The organism is Paraburkholderia sp. RHO2 (assembly GCF_050955445.1).
Classification (GTDB): Bacteria; Actinomycetota; Actinomycetes; order Mycobacteriales; family Mycobacteriaceae; genus Prescottella; species Prescottella agglutinans_A.
The window spans coordinates 5,034,622-5,053,123 of the sequence record NZ_CP162617.1 but is presented as its reverse complement, the minus strand read 5'-3'; the positions used below and the strand labels follow the sequence as shown (position 1 = coordinate 5,053,123).

The window sequence follows — 18,502 nt, the reverse complement described above, 5'->3', positions numbered from 1 at the left end:
CCGCCGGTTGGGCCGAGGAATGGGCGCTCAGGCCGTATCCGGGCTAGTGCCAGGTGTGGTCGACGATCGCCGTCCGCGGCCCGAACTTGGGTTCGCGGGCCTGACCGCTGACCTCGAGCAGGCGGATCGCGCGGTAGCGGTGCGGGCGCAGGTCGGCGAGGTACTCCACCATCCCGTCGTCGTCGAGGGGCCGTCCGAGCAGGCTCCACCCGACGATCGACGCGAGGTGGAAATCGCCGACCGACAGGGCATCGGCGTCGCCGAGTGCGCGCTGGGCCACCTCGGCCGCCGTCCACGCGCCGATTCCCGGGACCGCCCGCAGCCGGCGGTGCGCCGCGTCGCGGTCCAGGTCGACGATCTCCTCGAGCCGGTCCGCGACGCGGGCACAGGCGACGACCGTCTGTGCCCGCCGGGGGTCGACGTTCGCCCGGTGGAACTCCCACGACGGGATCCGCCGCCACGCGTCGGCGCCCGGCGGGACCCGCATGCCGTCGGGGGCCGGTCCCGGCGCCGGCGCCCCGAACCGCGTCACGAGTCGACGCCACGACGCCTGCGCGGCGACGCCGTGCACGCGCTGTTCGAGGATCGCCGGCACGAGGGACTCCAGCACCCGTGCGGTGCGCACGATCCGCAGGTTCGGGAACCGGCGGTGCGCGTCGGCGAGCTTGGGGTGCGCGGGCGCGAAGGTCGCGGCCCGCTCGGCGTCGTGTTCGCCGAGCAACCCCGGCAGGTAGGCGTCGAACTCGGCGGCGCCCGGACCCCACGCCCGCGCGTCGACGGCGGACGGGCCGAGCTGACGCAGCCGGTAGGTCACCGCCCCGGACGGGAGCAGCGATGTGCGCCAGACGGTTCCGTCGGGCTCGGTGCGGTGGCACGGATCGAAGCGTCCGTGGCGCAGTGGAGACAGGGTCGACGCGAGGTCCACGGGACGTCGCGTCGACACCTCGAACTGCACTTCGGAGGCCGTACCGGTCATCACGGGCAGCCTATCGCCGCCGGGCCGGGACCTGACCGGCGCGTGTCGTAGCGGCCACGTATTGTCCGAAGCCATGATCATCGTGAGTACCGACGGTTCGTGCCTGAAGAACCCCGGTGGCGCCATCGGGTGGGCCTGGGTCGCTCACGAGGGTCCGAGCGGGTCGGGCGGTGACGTCTCCGGCACCAACCAGATCGCCGAACTGTGGGCGCTGGTCGAGGCGATCGTCGCGCATCCCGGACCCGAGCCGCTGCTGATCGAGTCCGACTCCCAGTACGCCATCAAGTGCGCGTCGGAGTGGCTGCCCGGCTGGAAGCGGAAGGGCTGGAAGACCGCGTCCGGCGGCCCGGTCAAGAACCTTGCGCTGGTGCAGGACATCGACCGAGCGATCACCGAGCGGTCCGGTCCGGTGAAGTTCCGCTGGGTGCGCGGTCACGTCGGGAACCACTTCAACGAGATGGCCGACAAACTGGCCGGTGAGGCGGCGCGCGCCGTCGCCGCCGATCCGGAGAAGGCGCAGCCGTGGCGTGGCCTCGGGCAGCCTGCCGCGGCGCCCGCCTCGGTGACCGCGCGCGAGCCGGAGCCTGCTCTCACGCTGTTCTGAGCGTCAGGCCAGGAAGCGCGGCCGCCCGGCGTCCACCCAGGCACGGAAGCGGTCGTCGATCCGCTCCGCGATCACGTCGTACGTCTCCCAGCTGTCCTCCACCCGGTAGATCTCCGCGGCGGCCGTGCCGAACGCGGCGAGGTAGTCGGCGATGTACCGGGAGTCGTCGTTCTCGCCGGCGTAGTACGCGACCGCGAACGCGTTGCCGTCGGCGGTGAGATCGTCGCTGACGAACTTCTCGTCGAGCACGTCCATCAGGAAGGCGCCGGGTGTCGTCTCCCGCGACTCGAGCGGTTCGAGTTCGTCCTCCACGTCCTCACCCGCGAAGCCGCTCAGCAGGCACCACGCCACGAACATGCCGATGTGGGTGCCCCCGGCCGCATTCGGCAGGTCCTCGGGAAAGGTGCCGCCGTAGTGCCAGTCGGCGTCGTCGTACTTCGTCATGGAGTCCGTCATGGGATCGCTTTCTTCGAGTCGGTCCGCGCTGTCGCCCGACAAACGAGATGGTCGCCGCCACTCCTCGGAGGAAGTGTTGCGGCGACCATCTGATCATGCCGAGCGGACGTCGGCTACGTCAGCGACCCCTCGTGGACGTCCCGGACGAAGGCGGGCAGCGGAGCGCCGTCGCGCAGCGTCGACGCCAGCGCCGGGTCGGCCAGGTGCAGGCGACCGATCGCGATGAGGTCGAACTCGCCGCCGCCGATGCGCTTCTCGAGCTCGGGAATGTTGTCGACGACCGGCGCCGAACCCTCGATGCGGCTGTCGCGCAGGGACTTTCCGATGCCGACGCTGCCCACGGCCATCGTGAACGCGCCCGTGACCTCCTTGGCCCAACCGGCCAGCGACAGTTCGCTGCCGTCGAATGCCGGGATGTCGAAGCGGCGGATGCTGGCGTCGAGGACGTCGACCCCGGCGTCGACGAGGGCGCCGAGGATCGTCTTCAGTTCCTCGGGGGTCTCGGCGATGCGCGCGGTGTAGTTCTGCTGCTTGTGCTGCGAGAAGCGGAAGAAGATCGGGTAGTCCTCGCCGATCTCGGCGCGGATCGCCTTCACGACCGCGACGGGGAATCGGGTGCGGCGCTCGAGGTCGCCTCCCCACTCGTCGTCCCGCTTGTTGGTGCCGGCCCACAGGAACGAATCCAGCAGGTAACCGTGGCCACCGTGCAGGGCGATGCCGTCGAACCCGACGTCGATCGCGGCCCGCGCCGCGCGAGCGAAGGCCGAGATGACGTCCTGGATGTCCTGCTCGGTCATCGCCTCGGTGACCTGCTGCGCCCACGAGGTGTACGACTCGGGGTACGACGTGGTGCCGAGCGGTCCCCACTCGCCGGACGGGCGCATCGCCTTGAACGTCGGGTCGACCTTGCTCATCGCGCCCCACAGCGGTCCCACGTGCCACAACTGCGGGATGATCTTGCCGCCGGCCGCGTGGACGCCGTCGACGACGTTGCGCCAGCCCGCCAGGGCCTGCTCGCCGAACATGCGCGGGACACGCGAGTTGTCGACCGCAGTCGGGTGCTCGATGGCGACGCCCTCGGTGACGATCAGGCCGGTGCCGCCCTCGGCGCGGCGACGGTAGTAGCCGGCGACGTCGTCGCCGGGGATGCCGTCGATCGAGAAGGACCGCGTCATCGGCGACATGACGATGCGGTTCGCGAGTTCGAGCGAGCGCACCTTCAGCGGCTGGAACAGGGGAGATGAAGTGGTCATGTCGTCAGTGCCTTCTCGGGATTCGTCGTAAACCAAGCAATTGCTAGGTAGCGTTCCAGCGGATTTCCGGGCACGTCAAACCGATGTCTCACTGAGCGCAAACGTCTCCCGGCTAGGGTCTGAGGAGGTGTCCGGGGAGCCGGAGCGCCGCATGGCGAAGGGAGCGAACGGTGTGCGAATCGGCTGAACGGGCTGAACAGGACTGGGCGTCGGAGGTTGCCGGTGTGGTCGCGTTCCGTGACCGGCTGGGGCTGCCCGCCTTGATCGATGTGCACACCCACTTCATGCCCAAGAGCGTGATGGACAAGGTGTGGGCGTACTTCGACTCCGCGGGCCCGCTCGTCGGCCGGGAATGGCCCATCCGCTACAAGACCGAGGAGGACGCGCGGGTCGAGCAGTTGCGCGCATTCGGCGTCACCCGGTTCACCTCGATGCTGTATCCGCACAAGCCCGAGATGGCGGCGTGGCTCAACCAGTGGGCCGTGGACTTCGCCGCCCGCACACCCGACTGCCTGCACACCGCCACCTTCTATCCGGAGGAGTCGGCGCCCGGCTACGTCGCCGACGCCCTCGAGGCGGGCGTCCGAGTCTTCAAGTCCCACGTCCAGGTCGGGGACTACGACCCGAACGATCCGCTGCTCGACCCGGTGTGGGGTCTGCTCGAGGACAGCGGAACGCCGATCGTCATTCACTGCGGTTCGGGCCCCGCACCCGGCCGGTTCACCGGTCCAGACCGCATCGCGGCGCTGCTTGCGCGATACCCGCGGCTCGTGCTGATCATCGCGCACATGGGGATGCCGGAGTACGTCGAGTTTCTCGACCTCGCCGAGCGGTACCCGAGCATGCTGCTCGACACCACGATGGCCTTCACCGATTTCACCGAGCAGGCCATACCGTTCCCGCGCGCCGCGGTCGACCGGCTGCGGGACCTGGGCGACCGCATCCTGTTCGGCAGCGACTACCCCAACATCCCGTACACGTACCTCGACGCGCTCGAAGCACTCGAGCGAGTCGAACTCGGGGACGACTGGGTGCGCGCGGTCGCATACGGCAACCCCGCACGACTGTTCGACGTCTCCTGACGCGTGCTCAGTCGGCGGACTCGGGCTGCATCACGCTGAACACCGCGCCCTGCGGATCGGACAGCACCGCCATGCGGCCGACGGACGGCATGTCGAACGGGTCGGCCATCAGCTGCCCGCCCGCCGCGACGGCCTGCGCGACCGTGGCGTCGGTGTCCTCGACGCAGAAGTAGACATGCCAGTGGTTGGGGACGTCGGGGCGCGGCGGCGGCACGCAGCCGCCCACCCCGTCGCCATCGACCTGCAGCACGGTGTAGTCAACCGATCCCGGTACGGGCATCGTGGCCGACCCCAGTCCCACGACGGCCCGATAGAACGGGAGCGCGCTGTCCGGGCGATCGGTGACGAGTTCGTTCCAGATCAGGGTTCCGGTCTCGTTGACGAGGGTTGCGCCGATGTGGTCGCGGGACTGCCACAGGGCCACCTCGGCTCCCGTGGGGTCGCCGACGACAGCCATCCTCCCGGCCTTTACGACGTCGAACGGTGGGAGGATCAGCCTCCCGCCGGCCGGTTCCACCTCGGCCGCCGCTGCGTCGACGTCGTCCACGGCGAGAAAGGTGTTCCACCTGGCGGTTGCGTCAGCGGGCGAACCGTGCGGCATCGGCGCGATGCCCGTGACCCGTTCGCCCCGCAGCGCCGCAATCGAATAGACCTCGTCCTCCATTGTCGGCTGGTCGTCGTACGACCAGCCGAACAGAGTCGTGTAGAAGGCCTTGGCCGCCGCCTGGTCCGGGGTTTGCAGATCCACCCAGTTGGGCGTGCCTTCCGAATAACTCGCGTGTCGAGACATCGTGATGTCCTCTCATGCACCGTCGAGCACGTGGACGAGGCTATCGCAGAACACCGAGGCAGCGGACGGGAAAGCGCAGAACAAAATGGTCGCCACCGCCCGCGTTCCCGCCGTCCGTGGCGACGGGAACGCGGGCGAGAACTCACGCCAGGTCGGTGGAGATGACCTTCGCCATGTTCCGTTCGGCCAGCGCCGTGATGGTGACGAACGGGTTGACACCGACGTTGCCCGGGACCAGCGAGCCGTCGACGACGTACAGGCCCGGGTACCCGGGCAGGCGGCCGTAGTTGTCGGTGGCCTGGTTCAGCACGCAGCCGCCGAGCGGGTGGTACGTGAAATCGTCGCCCCAGGTCTTGTAGACCCCGAAGAGGTCCGTCCGGTAGATCGTGCCTTCCTTCTGGTTGATCTTGTCGAAGACCTTCTTGGCCATCTCGATACCGGGCTGGTTCTGCGCCACGGTCCAGGACAGGTCGACCTTGCCGGTGCCCGAATTGAACTGGAACCGTGCGCGGTTCGGGTTCTTCGTGATGGCCAGGTAGATGCTGGCGTACGTCTCGAGGCCCGCGGGGAGGGGGGCGATCTCGGCGAAGACCGGTGCGGTCGGGTCCGCCCAGTTGTCGATGCCCATCGTCGGGATCGTGGCCTGCTGGGAGCCGGTCGCATCCCACATGTGGTTCGCGCGACCGAGCATGATGTTGCCGTTGTTGCCCCAGCCCTCGCCGACCTGCGACGGGAGGTTGGGCAGGTGGCCCTGCGCCTTCATCGCGACGAGCAGTTTGCTGGTGCCGACGCTGCCGGCGGCGAAGAAGACGCGGTCGGCGGTGACGACCTTGGTGGCGACGATGTTGCCCTGCTCGTCGATCTGTTCCATCGTCACGCCGTAGCCGCCGCCGGACGCCGGTGCGACCTTGGTGACGCGGTGGAGAGTGGTGATCGTCAGCTTGCCGGTGGCCGCGGCCTGCGCGAGGTAGGTCTTGTCGAGCGACTTCTTGCCGGCGTTGTTGCCGTAGATGACCTCGCCGCCGAGGGCCGACTTCGTGACCTGGCCGGCGGCCTCCTTCTTCATGTACTCGAAGTCGTAGACGTTCGGAACGAAAGTCGTTGTGAACCCCGACCGTTGAGCGGTCTTGCGGCCCGTGCGAGCGAACTGGTACCACGGCGTCGACTCGAACCAGGCCTGGTCGATGTTGTTGACACCGAGACCTGCGTTGGCGCGCGGGAAGAAGGTGTTGTACATCTCGTTCGCGTCGACCGACGGCAGGATCTCCTCGAAGTAGTTGCGCTTCGGGGTGACCGCCATGCCGCCGTTGACGAGCGAACCGCCGCCGACGCCGCGGCCCTGGTAGACCCTGATGCCGGAGAACCGCTCGGAATCGAGCAGGCCGACGTACCGTTCGACGCTCTTGTTGATGCCGAAGCCCATGAAGTTGCTGATGGGCTGATCGGTGGTGGTGGACAACCACGTCGAGCGCTTGTCGGGATTGAGCATCCCGCAGAAGATCTTGCCGTCGGGCCCGGGGGTGTCCCAGCTCCGACCCATCTCGACGATCTGGGTGGGGATGCCGGCCTGGGTGAGCCGGAGGGCCGCGACGGCGCCGCCGTACCCGCTGCCGATCACGAGAGCCGGGACACGGTCGCCGTCGGCGAGGGCACGGCGGGGGGCTGCGGAGGCAAACGTGGACACCGACGAGAGCATGACCGCTCCGGCCGCAAGTCCCGTTCCCGCAAGGAATCTGCGGCGGGAGACACTCCCGATCCCCTGAGTTGCAGTTCGTCTGTTCGCCCGGCTGTCGGTCATGGAACTCCTCTGTCGGCGGTTTGGTAGGCGGCTTGCTTCGCAGCAGGCTGCCAGGGTTTATACCGCCGACAGAGGAGGTTACGAGGCGGTACCGGAAAATTGGTGCATCCCGGTGCCGTCAGCGCAGCTTCAGGCTGCCGCCGTCCGCCATGAGGGTCTGGCCCGTCATGTACCTCGAGTCGTCGCTCGCGAGGAACACCGCGACCGGGGCGATGTCCGTCTCGGGGTCACCGATCCGCTGCAACGGCACCTTGGCGACGGTCGCCGCCGCGCGCTCGGGAAACGCCTTCTGCCATGCCACGACACCCTCGGTGGCCGCGAACGGGCACAGTACGTTGACGCGGATCTGATCGGCGGCCCACTCGTTGGCGGCCACGCGGCTGACACCGCGGATGGCCTCCTTGGCCGCCGCGTACGACGTCTGCGTGGGCATGCCCTCGAGTCCCGAACTGGAACCGAAGTTGATGATCGATCCCTGCGATTCCTTCAGTTGCGGGTAGCAGGCCTGCATCAGGTGGACCGTCGGGTAGAAGCCGGTACCGAACGAGATGTCGAACATCTCCTGCGTCTGCTCGAGCAGCGGGGCCTGGCGGGACGCGTGCGCGTTGTTCACCAGCACGTCGATCCGGCCGAACGCCGCGACGGCGGCGTCTCGGATCGTCGTCGCCGAATCCGCCTGCGAGATATCGACGCCCAGGAACTTCGCCTCGCCGCCCGCCTCGGCGATCTCCTGTTCGAGTGCTCGACCCTGGTCTTCGTCGACATCGACGAACAGCACCTTCGCACCCTCGCGGGAGAACACCCGCGTGATCGCGCGGCCGATGCCGCCGGCACCGCCCGTGACGATCGCGACCTTCCCCTCCAGCCTCATGTCGAACCGTCGTTCCCGGCTCAGACTTCGGCGGGAGCGTCGGTGGCGAGCGCGATCTTCTCGAGACCAGCGACGCTGTACGCGGCGTAGGTCTCGTAGGGTCCGCGACCCGAGAAGTACGGCGTCATCTGTCCAGCCAGCTCCTCGATGGAAAACTCGGAACCGGCTGCGTCGAAGCGGTTCTCGACCTTCGGCGAGGCCATGAGCGCGACCATCTTGCCGTACACGACGAACACCTGGCCGTTGATCTCGTCCGACGCGGGCGAGGCGAGGTAACGCACCAGGGTGCCGACGCGCTCCGGTGCCAGCGGGTCGAGACCCTGCACGCCGGTGTTGTTCTCGGTGCCGAAGGCCTCGGCGGTCATGGCCGTCCGGGCGCGGGGGCAGATCGCGTTGGCGCGCACGCCGTAGCGGGACAGGCCGGCCGCGGTGGAGAGCGTCAGGGCGGTGATACCCGCCTTGGCGGCAGAGTAATTGGGCTGTCCGGCCGAACCGAACAGGAAGGCCTCGGAGGACGTGTTGATCACGCGGCCGAAGATCGGTCCGCCGGCGTCCTTGCTCGCCTGACGCCAGTGCACCGCAGCGGCGTGCGACGTCGCGGCATGACCCTTGAGGTGCACGCGGATCACGTCGTCCCAGTCCGACTCCGACAGGTTGAAGATCATCTTGTCGCGCAGGATGCCCGCGTTGTTGACGAGGATGTCCATCGATCCGAAGTTCGCGACGGCTTCCTCGATCATGCGTCCGCCGAGCGACCAGTCGGAGACGTCGCCGGTGATCGCGAGCGCCTGCCCGCCGGCGGCCTTGATCTCGTCGACGACGTCGTGGGCCGCCGAGCCCATGTCGTTCACGACGACCGCTGCGCCGGCCTCGGCGAGCGCGAGTGCCTCGGCGCGGCCGAGGCCGGCCCCGGCGCCGGTGACGATGGCCGTGCGACCGGCCAAGCTCAGGGATTCGTCCATGTCAGGCTCCTAACCTTACGTGCGATGCGCTCCAAACTAGTATTCATTCTAGTTTCGACACAAGGGCTGGTGCCGTTTCCGTCGCGCGGAGCGCGGCGGTCTCTCGCGGAGGCTGCGGCGCAGGCACCTCTGCCGCCGAGAAACCCGAAATCTCCTCGGCCCGCTATTGATCGGTGTATAGAAATATGTTCTACTCACGAGGTTGTGATCTCAGGCACACGGGGGCGGGGTTTGTGGTAGAACGCACTGTTGCTCGTTGTGCGATTCACCCGAAGGGCCAGCCATGACACTCAATCTCGCTGATCTGACCGAAGCCGTGATCGATGCCGTCCCGGACAAGATCGCGCTCGTGTGTGGATCCGAGTCGCGGACGTTCGCCGAATTCGACGCCGCCGCGAACCGTATCGCCCACCACCTCGCGGCGGAGGGTGTGCAACCGGGCGACCACGTCGGCCTGCACGCGCGCAACAGCCTCGAGTTCGTCGAATCGCTGCTCGGCTGCCTCAAGGTTCGCGCCGTCCCGGTCAACGTCAACTTCCGCTACGTCGCCGACGAACTCACCTATCTCTACAACGACGCCAAGCTGGCCACCGTGATCGCCGACGGCGAGTTCAGCGACGTCATCGCCGAGGTGCTGCCCAAGTGCCCGGAGCTGCGGCGCATCGTGCTCGTCGGCGAGGCGGCCGGCCCGGCCCTCGCGGAAGCGGCTGCCGCCGCAGGTGTTTCGCTGGTCGACTACCACGAGGCTGTCGCCGAGCAGTCGCCTGAGCGGGACTTCGCGGAGCGCAGCGCCGACGACCTCTACGTCATCTACACGGGTGGCACCACCGGCATGCCCAAGGGTGTGATGTGGCGGCACGAGGACTTCTACCACGCCGCGCTCGCCGGGGGCGCCATCATGGGCGGCGACCCCATCCTCTCGCCCGCCGAGCTCGGTGCCGCGGCGGCCGCGAACCAGTTCGCCATGACCTACCTGGTCACCGCGCCGCTGATGCACGGTGCGGCGTCGTACTCGCTGTTCACCTGCATGTTCATGGGATCCAAGCAGGTCCTCATGTCCAAGTACGACCCGGTCGAGGCACTCGAACTGGTCGATCAGCACAAGATCAACACCGTGATGGTGGTCGGCGACGCGATCGCCCGTCCGCTCGCCGACGCGATCGAGGAGCACGGCGAACGGTTCGACCTGAGCTCGCTGTGGATCATCGGTTCCGGCGGCGCGCTGTGGTCGGCCAGCGTCCGCGGCAAGCTCAACAAGTTGCTCCCGAACGTCTACCTCCGGGACGCGTTCGGCTCGTCCGAGTCCGGCAACGACGGCGAACTCAAGAAGGACGAGGACGGCCTGCTGCGGATGCCGCCGTCGCCGAAGGCGCGTGTGGTCGACACCGACTTCGCCACGATCGAGCCGGGCTCCGACAACGTCGGCTACCTCGCGCGCGCCGGACACGTGCCGCTCGGCTACTTCGGCGACCCCGAGAAGACGGCGGCAACGTTCCCGGTCGTCGACGGCGTGCGACTGTCCGTGCTCGGCGACCTCGCGCGCGTCGAGGCGGACGGAACCATCGTCGTGCTCGGCCGCGGATCGTCGTGCATCAACACCGGCGGCGAGAAGGTGTATGCCGAGGAGGTCGAGGAGGCACTCAAGAGTCATCCCGACGTGCTCGACGCGCTCGTCGCCGGTATCCCGGATCCCACGTACGGGCAGCGGGTGTCGGCCGTCATCTCGGCCCGTGACGGCATCGACGACCTCGACGAGAACGAGGTGATCGCGCACTGCCGGACCCAGATCGCGGGCTACAAGGTACCGCGCACGGTGGTCGTGGTCCCCGAGGTCGTGCGCTCGCCTGCAGGCAAGGCCGACTACCGGTGGGCCAAGGCGACTCTCGAAGCCGCCAACTGATTCGACCGCAGCGAAACGGCCTGCCCCTCAGTGAGGGGCAGGCCGTTTCGCGGTTCCAGCAGTCGATCAGCTGCCGGCGCGGGCCAGCAGCTCGCGGGCCTCGGCGCGGCCGTCGAGCACGCGTGAGGTACGTCGCTGGATCTTCCACTCGGCGTCGATCTTCGTGAGCTCGAAGCGGTTGGCGGTGACCCGCCACACCCGGAACGAATCCTCGTTCTCGTTGCGGCGCAGCAGCTGCGAGTGGCAGGTCGCGATCGCCGTATCGCCCTTGACGACGATGTTCACCGGGTCCAGGAGGTGGCCGCAACCGCCGTTGATGTAGTCCTGGTGCGGGCGGGTGCGAACCATCTCCATGATCTCGGCGCGACCGTCCATGAGGCGCATGTCGACGTCGTACACGGCGTCCTCGGCCCACAGCGCGCCGACCTTCTCGGCCTCCCCCGCGTCGACCGCCGGGCCGTACGCGGTGACGAGTTCCTGGATCGCGAGCTTGTCCTCGAGCAGCTGAACCCGTTCGACGAGGGACTGGACGAGCGCGGCGGTGTCGGTCGCGATATCGGTCATCGGATCTCCTTCGGTGTTGTCCCGCTGGGGATGTGCTGGGGGTGTGACAGTCAGCCCTGTTCGGGCTCGAACTCGAGACCGAGTTCGACGCCCAGTGCGTGCAGGGCCTCGAGCTGATCGCAGTAGTGCGCCGCTCCCGTCGCGGCCACCGCCGCGCTGGCGATGGTGGCGCCGGCCGCACGGCGGCGTTCGAGGGCGCGTGCGGTGCGGGCGCGGTCGCCGAGCGGGTCGAGCGGAGCACCCGCGCCGAGCACGATCTCGAAGCCCGCGGGGACGTCGACCTTGCCGAGCATCGAGGCCAGATCGTCGACGCCCAGCCCGAACGGCACCCAGCCGTCGCCGTGGTCGACGGCGCGCCGCAGCGAGCGCATCGTCCGGCCGCCGATCCACAGGGGGACGCGGTCCTGGACGGCGTGCGGCTCGACGAGCAGGTCGTGGAATTCGTAATAGGTCCCGTCGTACTCGGGCACGCTCCGGGACAGCGCGGCACGGAGCGCCGCGAGGGCGTCGTCGGCGCGGGCGCCGCGGTCCGTGAACGGCGCGTCCAGCAGTTCGAACTCCTCCCGCAACGTCCCCACGCCGAGCCCGAGGACCAGGCGTCCGCCGCTGACCACGTCGAGGGTGCCGTAGCGCTTGGCGATCTCGAGCGGGTGGTGGTAGCCGAGGACCAGCACCTGCGTGGCCAGGCGGATCCGGGCGGTGCGGGCGGCGAGGTAGCCGAACGTCGCCAGCGGATCCCAGTAGGTGCCGCCCCGGGCGCGCGCCACGTCCACCGGCACGGCGACGTGTTCGCTGCAGGTCAGATGGTGGAAACCGAGGCGATCGGCGGTTTCGGCGACCTGGGCCAGATCGGAGATGCCGGCCCCGCGCTCCCACTCGGAGTGGGCATCGGGGTGCAGCACCACGACGGGGGAGACGATTCCGATGTGCATCCCTACAGCTCCGTTGCTGGATCGGTCGGTACCGCTTCGTTCTACTCCGTCGTGATGGTGACCGCTGCGGCGTTTCCGGTCACCGGGAGTTTCGTCCGACCTGCCCGCGTGAGCGTGCGAAGTGATGCCGGTCACGCCATGATGGCGATGTCCGATTCGGACAAACGATCGGCAGGGAATCCGTCCCGTCCCGCGGGACCCACCTGCTAGCCTGTCAGAATTAATTTCAGTTTTGCTCCGTTTCGCCCCGCTGACCTGGGGTGTGGATGTTGTCTTGGAGGTGTCTATGACAGTCGTCGATACCGGTGAGCCGGCCGCTGCAGAGGCCCCGCGCCGTGAACTGCCGCCGTCCATGGTCGAACGGATGACCCTGATCCTCGACGCCTTCGACGGCCGTGCTTCGCGGCTGACGCTCGAAGAGGTGGCCTGCCGGACCCAGCTGCCGCGTTCGACGGTGCACCGCATCCTCGACCAGCTGGTCCGCCTCAACTGGGTGGAGCACGCTTCGTTCGGTTACTGCCTCGGCCGCCGCGCTCTGGGGCTCGGCGGCGGCGACGGCGGACACAGCGAGATCCGTGCCGCGGCAGCACCTTTGCTGCACGAACTGCACATGCAGACCGGCATGGTGGTCCACCTCGCGGTCCTCGACGGGAGCGAGAGCATCTACCTCGACAAGGTGGGTGGACGCTTCGCGTCGACGCTGCCGTCGCGGGTCGGCGGTCGCGGCCCCGCGTACTCGACGGCCGGGGGCAAGTCGATGCTCGCGTGGCTGGACCCCGAACGCGTCGACAGCCTCTACGAGGAGCGGCTGAGCCGCTGCACCGATCGCACGATCACCGACATCTCGACGCTGCACCAGGAGCTCAACCGCATCCGGCAGCGGCGCGGCCTCGCCTTCGAGCGGGGCGAGTCGGTGCGCGGCGTCGCATGCGTCGGTGTCGCGGTTCGCGGCCACGACGGCCCGGTCGCCGGCATCTCGCTGTGCGGCGACGCCCGCACCGCCCAGCTCGAGCGCGTCGCACCGCTCGTCGTCGACGCCGCCCGAGAGGTCTCGCGTACCCTCTACCCCGAACTCGGCGCGCCGCGACGTGCTCGGCGGGCGCCGACCACCCCCGTGGACACCTGGTCCGCCGACGCCATGGACCGCCTGCTGTCGATCCAGAGCGGGCAGTGGATCTGAGCGGGATCCGACGGGGGATCTGACCGGGATCCGGCCGCCCACCTGAACACCCCACCCGCACGAACGGGAACTCTCGGCACGCTCCGCGATCGGATCCGTGCCCCGAGTTCCCGTTCGGTCGTCCGGGGTCAGGCGGTGGCGCGCGCCGGGGTCAGGCGGTGGCGCGCGCCGGGGTCAGGATCGGGGTCTGGATGCCGAACTTGCCGCGGAAGAACACCATCGGGCGCTCCTCGCACACGGTGTCGAGTTCGAGAACCCGGCCGATGATGACGTCGTGGTCGCCGGCGATGTGGACGTCGTGCACCTCCGCGTGGACGCGCATCAGGACACCCGGCAGCGCCGGTGTGTTCCAGCGGGACAGCTCCCAGTCCAGGTCCTCGTACTTGCGGCCCTTGCTGGAACCGAAGCGCGAGCACAGGTCGGACTGCTCCTCGTGCAGGACGTTGACGCAGAAGCGGCCCGTCTCGCGGATCCGCGGCCAGGCGCGCCCGCGATGATCGGCGCAGATCAGGATCAGCGGGGGCTCGAGCGACACCGACGCGAACGACTGGCACGCGAACCCGACCGGGCCCTCGTCGTCCAGTCCGGTCACCACCGTCACGCCGGTCGCGAACTGGCCCATCACGCGGCGCATCTCGTCGGGGGTCGGCGCTGCCGCCGAGTTCTCGTGTGCAATCAGCTCTGTGGGCATGGGGCCACCTCCGATTCGACGGGATCGCTCGACGCCGAGTGCGCCGAAGTTGATGTTTGCGAGCGTATGGCTGCACGTTCGCGGCCCTGAACTGCTGTCTCAATGAGCGGAACCGCCTCTGACGGGCGCAGACAGGGAGCGGTTGGTCTCGCTCATCGGGATGAGATATGGCCCACGCCTGCGCGGCCTGGCAGCCTGCCACCCGAATGGGCTGTGACCCGGATGACACGTGAGGGACAGAGGCGACGATGACTACTGAGCTGAGCTACGAGGGAACGCTGAAGGAACTGAACACCGATCAGGGCGTTCTCCGGTACCACCAGGCCGGCGACGGCCCGCCGCTGTTGCTGCTGCACGGCTCGGGCCCGGGCGTGACGGGATGGCGGAACTACCGTGGCGTGCTCGCGGACTTCGCCGAGCACTTCACCTGCTACGTCCTCGAGTTCCCCGGCTTCGGCGTGTCCGATCCGTGTGACGGCCACCCGATGGTCGAGGCGATAGGCGCCGTTCCGACCTTCCTCGACGGCCTCGGCCTGGGTGCGGTCGACATGATCGGCAACTCGATGGGTGGCGTCGTCGGCGCCCGCATCGCGATCGCGCATCCGGAACGAGTCAACAAGCTGGTCTCCATCGGCGGCGTCGGCAAGAACGTCCTGTCGTCCAACCCGGGCGAGGGCATCAAGCTGCTGATGGAGTTCACCGACAACCCCACCCGCGAGGGCCTGATCCGCTGGCTGCAGTCGATGGTCTACAACCCCGCGGTCGTCACCGAGCAGCTCATCGAGGAGCGCTGGGCCCTGGCGACCGAGCCCAAGACGCTCGAGATCGCTCGCCGCATGTACAGCTCGAAGGCGTTCGCCGCGATGGCCGCCGCCAACGCGCAGGCCGACGGCACGCCGTACTGGGCGCAGTTCGGCAAGATCATGGCCCCGACCCTCATCACGTGGGGGCGCGACGACCGAGTGAGCCCCGTCGACATGGGCCTGCTGCCGATGCGCGACATCCCCAACGCCGAGTTCCACGTGTTCCCGAACTGCGGCCACTGGACCATGATCGAGGCGCGCGACGCGTGGGTCTCGGCAGTTCTCTCCTTCCTCCTGCGCGACCGGAAGTGAACTGACCGAACATGACTGAGAACCAGACCTTCGACACCGTCGTCGACTTCTTGATCGTCGGCAGCGGCGGTGGCGGAATGGCGGCCGGCATCACCGCGGCCGACCGTGGCCTGTCGGCTCTGATCGTCGACAAGGGCAAGACGTTCGGCGGTTCGACCGCGATCTCCGGCGGCGGCATCTGGATCCCCAACGCTCCGGTGTTGCAGCGCAGCGGCGCCCAGCGGGACTCCCGCGAGTCGATCCGTCGTTACCTCGACATCATCACCGAGGGCAAGGTGTCGGCCGAGCGCCTCGACGCGTACGTCGACAACGGTCCGCCGCTCATGGAACTGCTCGAGCGCAGTCCGCACATCGAGTTCTACTGGGTCAAGGGCTACTCCGACTACCACCCGGAGGAGGAGGGCGGCCGCCCCCTCGGTCGCACCATCGAGTGCACCCCGTTCGACACCCGCAAGCTCGGCGAGGACGAGAAGTACCAGCGTCCCAACAGCCTCAAGGGTCCGCTGGGCCTGTGGGTGACGTCAAAGGACTACCGCGATCTGGCGATGGTCAAGCGCACGTGGCGTGGACGCAGGGCGTCGCTGGTCGCGGCGTGGCGCGTGTCGTCGAATGTCATCCGCCGCCGCCACATGTCGACCGGTGGCCGCGCCCTCGTCGCTCGTATGCGTATGGCGCTCAAGGACGCCGGCGTGCCGCTGTGGCTGAAGACGTCGATGACGGACCTGATCGTCGACGACAAGGGTGCCGTCGTCGGCGCCACCGTCGAGAAGGACGGCAAGCTCGTGCGCGTCGGCGCCCGCAAGGGCGTCCTGCTCGCGACCGGCGGCTTCGACCACAACAACGAGATGCGCGCGAAGTACCTGCCCGAGCACGGTGCCCCGAACATCAGTGCCGGTGCCCGCGAGAACGTCGGCGACGGCATCGTCGCCGGCCAGAAGCTCGGTGCGGCCGTCGACCTGATGGACGACGCGTGGTGGATGCCGTCCGTGAAGCATCCGATGGGCGCGGTCATCCCGCTGGTGTCGGAGCGGTCCATCCCGCCCTCGGTGATCGTCAACCAGGACGGCAAGCGCTTCACCAACGAGTCGGCGCCGTACGTGAACTTCGTGCATGACCAGCTCGACGGCGGCCACGTCCCGGCGTACTTCATCATGGACAGCAAGGCCCGCTCGCGGTACCCGTTCGCACAGGTGCTGCCGGGTGCGCCGTTCCCGCAGGGCTTCTACGACCAGGGCATTGTGCACAAGGCGAACTCGCTGAGCGAGCTGGCCGAGAAGATCGGTGTCCCGCCGCAGAACCTGCTCGAGACCGTCGACCGGTTCAACGGCTACGCCCGCACCGGCAAGGACGAGGAGTTCGGGCGCGGCGACAGCGCGTACGACCAGTACTACGGCGACCCGACGATGAAGAACGCGGCCATGGACGAGATCGTCAAGGGCCCGTTCTACGCCGTGCGCATCGAGGCCGGCGATCTCGGCACCAAGGGCGGCCTCGTCACCGACGCGCAAGCCCGTGTGCTCCGTGAGGACGGATCAGTCATCGACGGCCTCTACGCGACCGGCAACACCGCCGCATCCGTGATGGCCAACGAGTACGCAGGCGCCGGCGCCACGATCGGCCCGTCGATGGTCTTCGGCTACGTGGCCGCGAACCACGTCGCCGACACCGCCTCGGACCGCCTGTCGGCGCCGGACGCGAAGTAGTCCGGAAAAGGGTTCCCGAATGACCACTCAGCGGGACTGGGAAACAGGCTCTGACGTGGCCGAATTCGAGTCCCGCTGAGCGGGAGATGTTTTGTTCTCCCGGCCGGTTCCTGGGACCGTTCCACACACACGATCAGCGCGATCGAATGCGCGTTGGTCCCCACTCGCACCAGGAGGGCGCGATGCTCGATCGTCTGCCACCGACGACGGCCCGCGCCGGTGCCCACCCCAGCTTCCTCGAGCATGCCGATTCGCATGCCGATTCGCATGCCAAGCGTCACGGCATCGCCGAGAATCTCATCGAGCCCGGTGGCCGCAGGCTTGTCCGAGGACAGGAAGACCAGCTGATCGAGAAGGCAGTTGGTCTGGCCGCAAAGTATTAGACCCGCGTCGTCGTAGGGTCGTGAGAGAGAGCTGATAGCTATGGGTCAGGTTTTGGACAACATCATGCAGTTCGCGGACGAGATCCGTGAAGGCGGTATCGAGGGCGAGAAGCTGATGCGCCTCTCGGACGGAAACGCCAAGCGTGTCCGCGACGCCGGCGTCATCCGGATGCTGCAGCCGAAGGAGTTCGGCGGCCTCGAGTCCCACCCGCGCGAGTTCGCTGAGACGGCGATGGCCATCGGCGCCGTCGACGGCTCCACCGGCTGGGTGTCCGGCATCGTCGGCGTGCACCCGTGGGAGATGGCCTTCTTCGATCCCAAGGCGCAGCAGGAGGTCTGGGGAGAGAACGTCGACACCTGGATCGCGTCGCCGTACGCCCCCATGGGTGTCGCGGTGCCGGTCGACGGCGGTTACATCCTGAACGGCCGCTGGTCGTTCTCCACCGGCAACGACCACTGCGAGTGGGTCATGATCGGTGCTCTCGTCGGTGACCAGAAGGGTGTCCCGACCGGCCAGATCCTGCACGTGCTGGTCCCGAAGGCGGACTACACCGTCGACCACGACAGCTGGAACGTCGTCGGCCTGCGCGGCACCGGTTCGAAGGACTTCACCGTCAAGGACGCCTTCATCCCGGAGTACCGCACCATCGACTCCGACATCGTTCTGCAGGGCAACGGCTGGCGCCACGCGGGTCGCGACGAGACGCTGTACAAGTTCCCGTTCTCGTGCATCTTCCCGCTCGGCATCTCCTCGTCGCTGATCGGCATGTGCGAGGGCGGTCTCGCCCTGTACATCGCCGCGCAGAAGGAGCGCGTCGCGGTGACCGGTGTGCCGATCAAGGAGGATCCGTACGTCCTCTACGCCATCGGTCAGGCCGCCGACGAGATCAACGCCGCGCGGGTGTCGATCCTCGAGACCGTCGACCGCTTCTGGGACAAGACCGAGAAGGGCCAGGAGGTCACCTTCGAGGAGCGCGCGATCGGCCGCCGCACCCAGACCAACGCCGCGTGGCGTGCCGTGAGCGCCCTCGACGAGATCTTCGCTCGCGCCGGTGGCGGTGCGATGAAGGTGACGCTGCCGCTGCAGCGCTTCTGGCGTGACGCGCACGTCGGCCTGACCCACGCGATCCACGTGCCCGGCTCGATCAACCACGCCTCGGCACTGACGCAGCTCGGTGGTGAGCCGCAGGGCATCCACCGCTCGATGATCTAGTTCGAACCCAACTGAATTCCTCACTCAGG

Annotated in this window: 18 protein-coding genes; 8 read left to right on the top strand and 10 right to left on the bottom strand. The window is 68.2% G+C overall.

Translation table 11 applies throughout. From position 1 onward, the window contains the following. Positions 1-43: 43 nt before the first annotated feature. Entirely contained in the window at positions 44-976 is a 933-nt protein-coding gene (locus ABTV10_RS23490; protein ID WP_499030991.1) for a DNA-3-methyladenine glycosylase family protein, read from the bottom strand. Positions 977-1,049: 73 nt separating this feature from the next. Between ABTV10_RS23490 and ABTV10_RS23485 the strand changes: the two genes are divergently transcribed. Next, complete coding sequence (locus ABTV10_RS23485; RefSeq protein ID WP_499030988.1) at positions 1,050-1,580, top strand: ribonuclease H family protein; 531 nt, start codon at positions 1,050-1,052, stop codon at positions 1,578-1,580. 3 nt (positions 1,581-1,583) lie between these two features. Here the strand turns inward: ABTV10_RS23485 and ABTV10_RS23480 are convergent, their stop codons facing one another. Both ABTV10_RS23480 and ABTV10_RS23475 read right to left on the bottom strand, forming a co-directional pair. Next, positions 1,584-2,036: a DUF7832 domain-containing protein gene (locus tag ABTV10_RS23480; RefSeq protein ID WP_433608082.1), complete on the bottom strand. Its 453-nt coding sequence runs from the start codon at positions 2,034-2,036 to the stop codon at positions 1,584-1,586. Positions 2,037-2,149: 113 nt separating this feature from the next. Then, positions 2,150-3,289, bottom strand: a complete 1,140-nt coding sequence (locus ABTV10_RS23475) for an NADH:flavin oxidoreductase (RefSeq protein WP_499030986.1) — start codon at positions 3,287-3,289, stop codon at positions 2,150-2,152. Positions 3,290-3,459: 170 nt separating this feature from the next. On the opposite strand from ABTV10_RS23475, the gene ABTV10_RS23470 reads away from it, so the two are divergent. Then, positions 3,460-4,371 carry an amidohydrolase family protein gene (locus tag ABTV10_RS23470; protein WP_499030983.1) on the top strand — a complete coding sequence of 304 codons (912 nt, stop codon included), beginning with the start codon at positions 3,460-3,462 and terminating at the stop codon, positions 4,369-4,371. Positions 4,372-4,378: 7 nt separating this feature from the next. On the opposite strand, the gene ABTV10_RS23465 is transcribed toward ABTV10_RS23470, so the two are convergent. The 4 genes from ABTV10_RS23465 to ABTV10_RS23450 form a co-directional block, all read right to left on the bottom strand. Continuing rightward, entirely contained in the window at positions 4,379-5,119 is a 741-nt protein-coding gene (locus ABTV10_RS23465) for a VOC family protein (protein ID WP_499030980.1), read from the bottom strand. A gap of 184 nt (positions 5,120-5,303) precedes the next feature. Continuing rightward, a complete protein-coding gene (locus ABTV10_RS23460; protein ID WP_499030977.1) occupies positions 5,304-6,845 on the bottom strand; it encodes a GMC family oxidoreductase N-terminal domain-containing protein in 1,542 nt (513 codons plus the stop codon). Positions 6,846-7,077: 232 nt separating this feature from the next. After that, entirely contained in the window at positions 7,078-7,830 is a 753-nt protein-coding gene (locus tag ABTV10_RS23455; RefSeq protein WP_499030974.1) for an SDR family NAD(P)-dependent oxidoreductase, read from the bottom strand. Between the two features lie 20 nt (positions 7,831-7,850). Beyond that, the gene (locus ABTV10_RS23450; RefSeq protein WP_433608072.1) at positions 7,851-8,792 is read right to left on the bottom strand and encodes a 3-oxoacyl-ACP reductase; all 942 of its coding nucleotides are present in this window, start codon (positions 8,790-8,792) and stop codon (positions 7,851-7,853) included. Between the two features lie 283 nt (positions 8,793-9,075). Here ABTV10_RS23450 and ABTV10_RS23445 point away from each other — a divergent pair, with 283 nt between their 5' ends. Then, positions 9,076-10,692 carry an acyl-CoA synthetase gene (locus ABTV10_RS23445; protein WP_499030971.1) on the top strand — a complete coding sequence of 539 codons (1,617 nt, stop codon included), beginning with the start codon at positions 9,076-9,078 and terminating at the stop codon, positions 10,690-10,692. Between the two features lie 66 nt (positions 10,693-10,758). Here the strand turns inward: ABTV10_RS23445 and ABTV10_RS23440 are convergent, their stop codons facing one another. Both ABTV10_RS23440 and ABTV10_RS23435 read right to left on the bottom strand, forming a co-directional pair. After that, positions 10,759-11,256, bottom strand: a complete 498-nt coding sequence (locus tag ABTV10_RS23440; protein ID WP_499030968.1) for a nuclear transport factor 2 family protein — start codon at positions 11,254-11,256, stop codon at positions 10,759-10,761. A 50-nt stretch (positions 11,257-11,306) separates the two neighbouring features. Continuing rightward, positions 11,307-12,188: a TIGR03619 family F420-dependent LLM class oxidoreductase gene (locus ABTV10_RS23435; RefSeq protein ID WP_499030965.1), complete on the bottom strand. Its 882-nt coding sequence runs from the start codon at positions 12,186-12,188 to the stop codon at positions 11,307-11,309. 286 nt (positions 12,189-12,474) lie between these two features. On the opposite strand from ABTV10_RS23435, the gene ABTV10_RS23430 reads away from it, so the two are divergent. Beyond that, positions 12,475-13,368, top strand: coding sequence for an IclR family transcriptional regulator (locus ABTV10_RS23430; protein ID WP_499030962.1), 894 nt, complete (start codon positions 12,475-12,477; stop codon positions 13,366-13,368). A 151-nt stretch (positions 13,369-13,519) separates the two neighbouring features. On the opposite strand, the gene ABTV10_RS23425 is transcribed toward ABTV10_RS23430, so the two are convergent. Further along, positions 13,520-14,059 carry a flavin reductase family protein gene (locus ABTV10_RS23425; protein WP_499030960.1) on the bottom strand — a complete coding sequence of 180 codons (540 nt, stop codon included), beginning with the start codon at positions 14,057-14,059 and terminating at the stop codon, positions 13,520-13,522. A 248-nt stretch (positions 14,060-14,307) separates the two neighbouring features. Between ABTV10_RS23425 and ABTV10_RS23420 the strand changes: the two genes are divergently transcribed. The 4 genes from ABTV10_RS23420 to ABTV10_RS23405 all read left to right on the top strand — a co-directional run bounded on the left by ABTV10_RS23420 (position 14,308) and on the right by ABTV10_RS23405 (position 18,473). Next, complete coding sequence (locus tag ABTV10_RS23420; RefSeq protein ID WP_499030957.1) at positions 14,308-15,174, top strand: alpha/beta fold hydrolase; 867 nt, start codon at positions 14,308-14,310, stop codon at positions 15,172-15,174. Positions 15,175-15,185: 11 nt separating this feature from the next. Further along, positions 15,186-16,877, top strand: a complete 1,692-nt coding sequence (locus tag ABTV10_RS23415) for an FAD-binding protein (protein WP_499030954.1) — start codon at positions 15,186-15,188, stop codon at positions 16,875-16,877. Positions 16,878-17,059: 182 nt separating this feature from the next. Beyond that, positions 17,060-17,260: a hypothetical protein gene (locus ABTV10_RS23410; RefSeq protein ID WP_499030951.1), complete on the top strand. Its 201-nt coding sequence runs from the start codon at positions 17,060-17,062 to the stop codon at positions 17,258-17,260. A 40-nt stretch (positions 17,261-17,300) separates the two neighbouring features. Further along, positions 17,301-18,473, top strand: coding sequence for an acyl-CoA dehydrogenase family protein (locus tag ABTV10_RS23405; RefSeq protein WP_499030948.1), 1,173 nt, complete (start codon positions 17,301-17,303; stop codon positions 18,471-18,473). Positions 18,474-18,502: the final 29 nt, after the last annotated feature.

What these genes read in the sequence shown, in the direction of transcription:
- ABTV10_RS23475 (WP_499030986.1), bottom strand. Translation starts at nt 3,289, where the DNA reads ATGACCACTTCATCTCCCCTGTTCCAGCCGCTGAAGGTGCGCTCGCTC.
- ABTV10_RS23425 (WP_499030960.1), bottom strand. Translation starts at nt 14,059, where the DNA reads ATGCCCACAGAGCTGATTGCACACGAGAACTCGGCGGCAGCGCCGACC.
- ABTV10_RS23430 (WP_499030962.1), top strand. Translation starts at nt 12,475, where the DNA reads ATGACAGTCGTCGATACCGGTGAGCCGGCCGCTGCAGAGGCCCCGCGC.
- ABTV10_RS23435 (WP_499030965.1), bottom strand. Translation starts at nt 12,188, where the DNA reads ATGCACATCGGAATCGTCTCCCCCGTCGTGGTGCTGCACCCCGATGCC.
- ABTV10_RS23440 (WP_499030968.1), bottom strand. Translation starts at nt 11,256, where the DNA reads ATGACCGATATCGCGACCGACACCGCCGCGCTCGTCCAGTCCCTCGTC.
- ABTV10_RS23490 (WP_499030991.1), bottom strand. Translation starts at nt 976, where the DNA reads ATGACCGGTACGGCCTCCGAAGTGCAGTTCGAGGTGTCGACGCGACGT.
- ABTV10_RS23420 (WP_499030957.1), top strand. Translation starts at nt 14,308, where the DNA reads ATGACTACTGAGCTGAGCTACGAGGGAACGCTGAAGGAACTGAACACC.
- ABTV10_RS23480 (WP_433608082.1), bottom strand. Translation starts at nt 2,036, where the DNA reads ATGACGGACTCCATGACGAAGTACGACGACGCCGACTGGCACTACGGC.
- ABTV10_RS23450 (WP_433608072.1), bottom strand. Translation starts at nt 8,792, where the DNA reads ATGGACGAATCCCTGAGCTTGGCCGGTCGCACGGCCATCGTCACCGGC.
- ABTV10_RS23445 (WP_499030971.1), top strand. Translation starts at nt 9,076, where the DNA reads ATGACACTCAATCTCGCTGATCTGACCGAAGCCGTGATCGATGCCGTC.
- ABTV10_RS23455 (WP_499030974.1), bottom strand. Translation starts at nt 7,830, where the DNA reads ATGAGGCTGGAGGGGAAGGTCGCGATCGTCACGGGCGGTGCCGGCGGC.
- ABTV10_RS23410 (WP_499030951.1), top strand. Translation starts at nt 17,060, where the DNA reads ATGCTCGATCGTCTGCCACCGACGACGGCCCGCGCCGGTGCCCACCCC.
- ABTV10_RS23415 (WP_499030954.1), top strand. Translation starts at nt 15,186, where the DNA reads ATGACTGAGAACCAGACCTTCGACACCGTCGTCGACTTCTTGATCGTC.
- ABTV10_RS23485 (WP_499030988.1), top strand. Translation starts at nt 1,050, where the DNA reads ATGATCATCGTGAGTACCGACGGTTCGTGCCTGAAGAACCCCGGTGGC.
- ABTV10_RS23405 (WP_499030948.1), top strand. Translation starts at nt 17,301, where the DNA reads ATGGGTCAGGTTTTGGACAACATCATGCAGTTCGCGGACGAGATCCGT.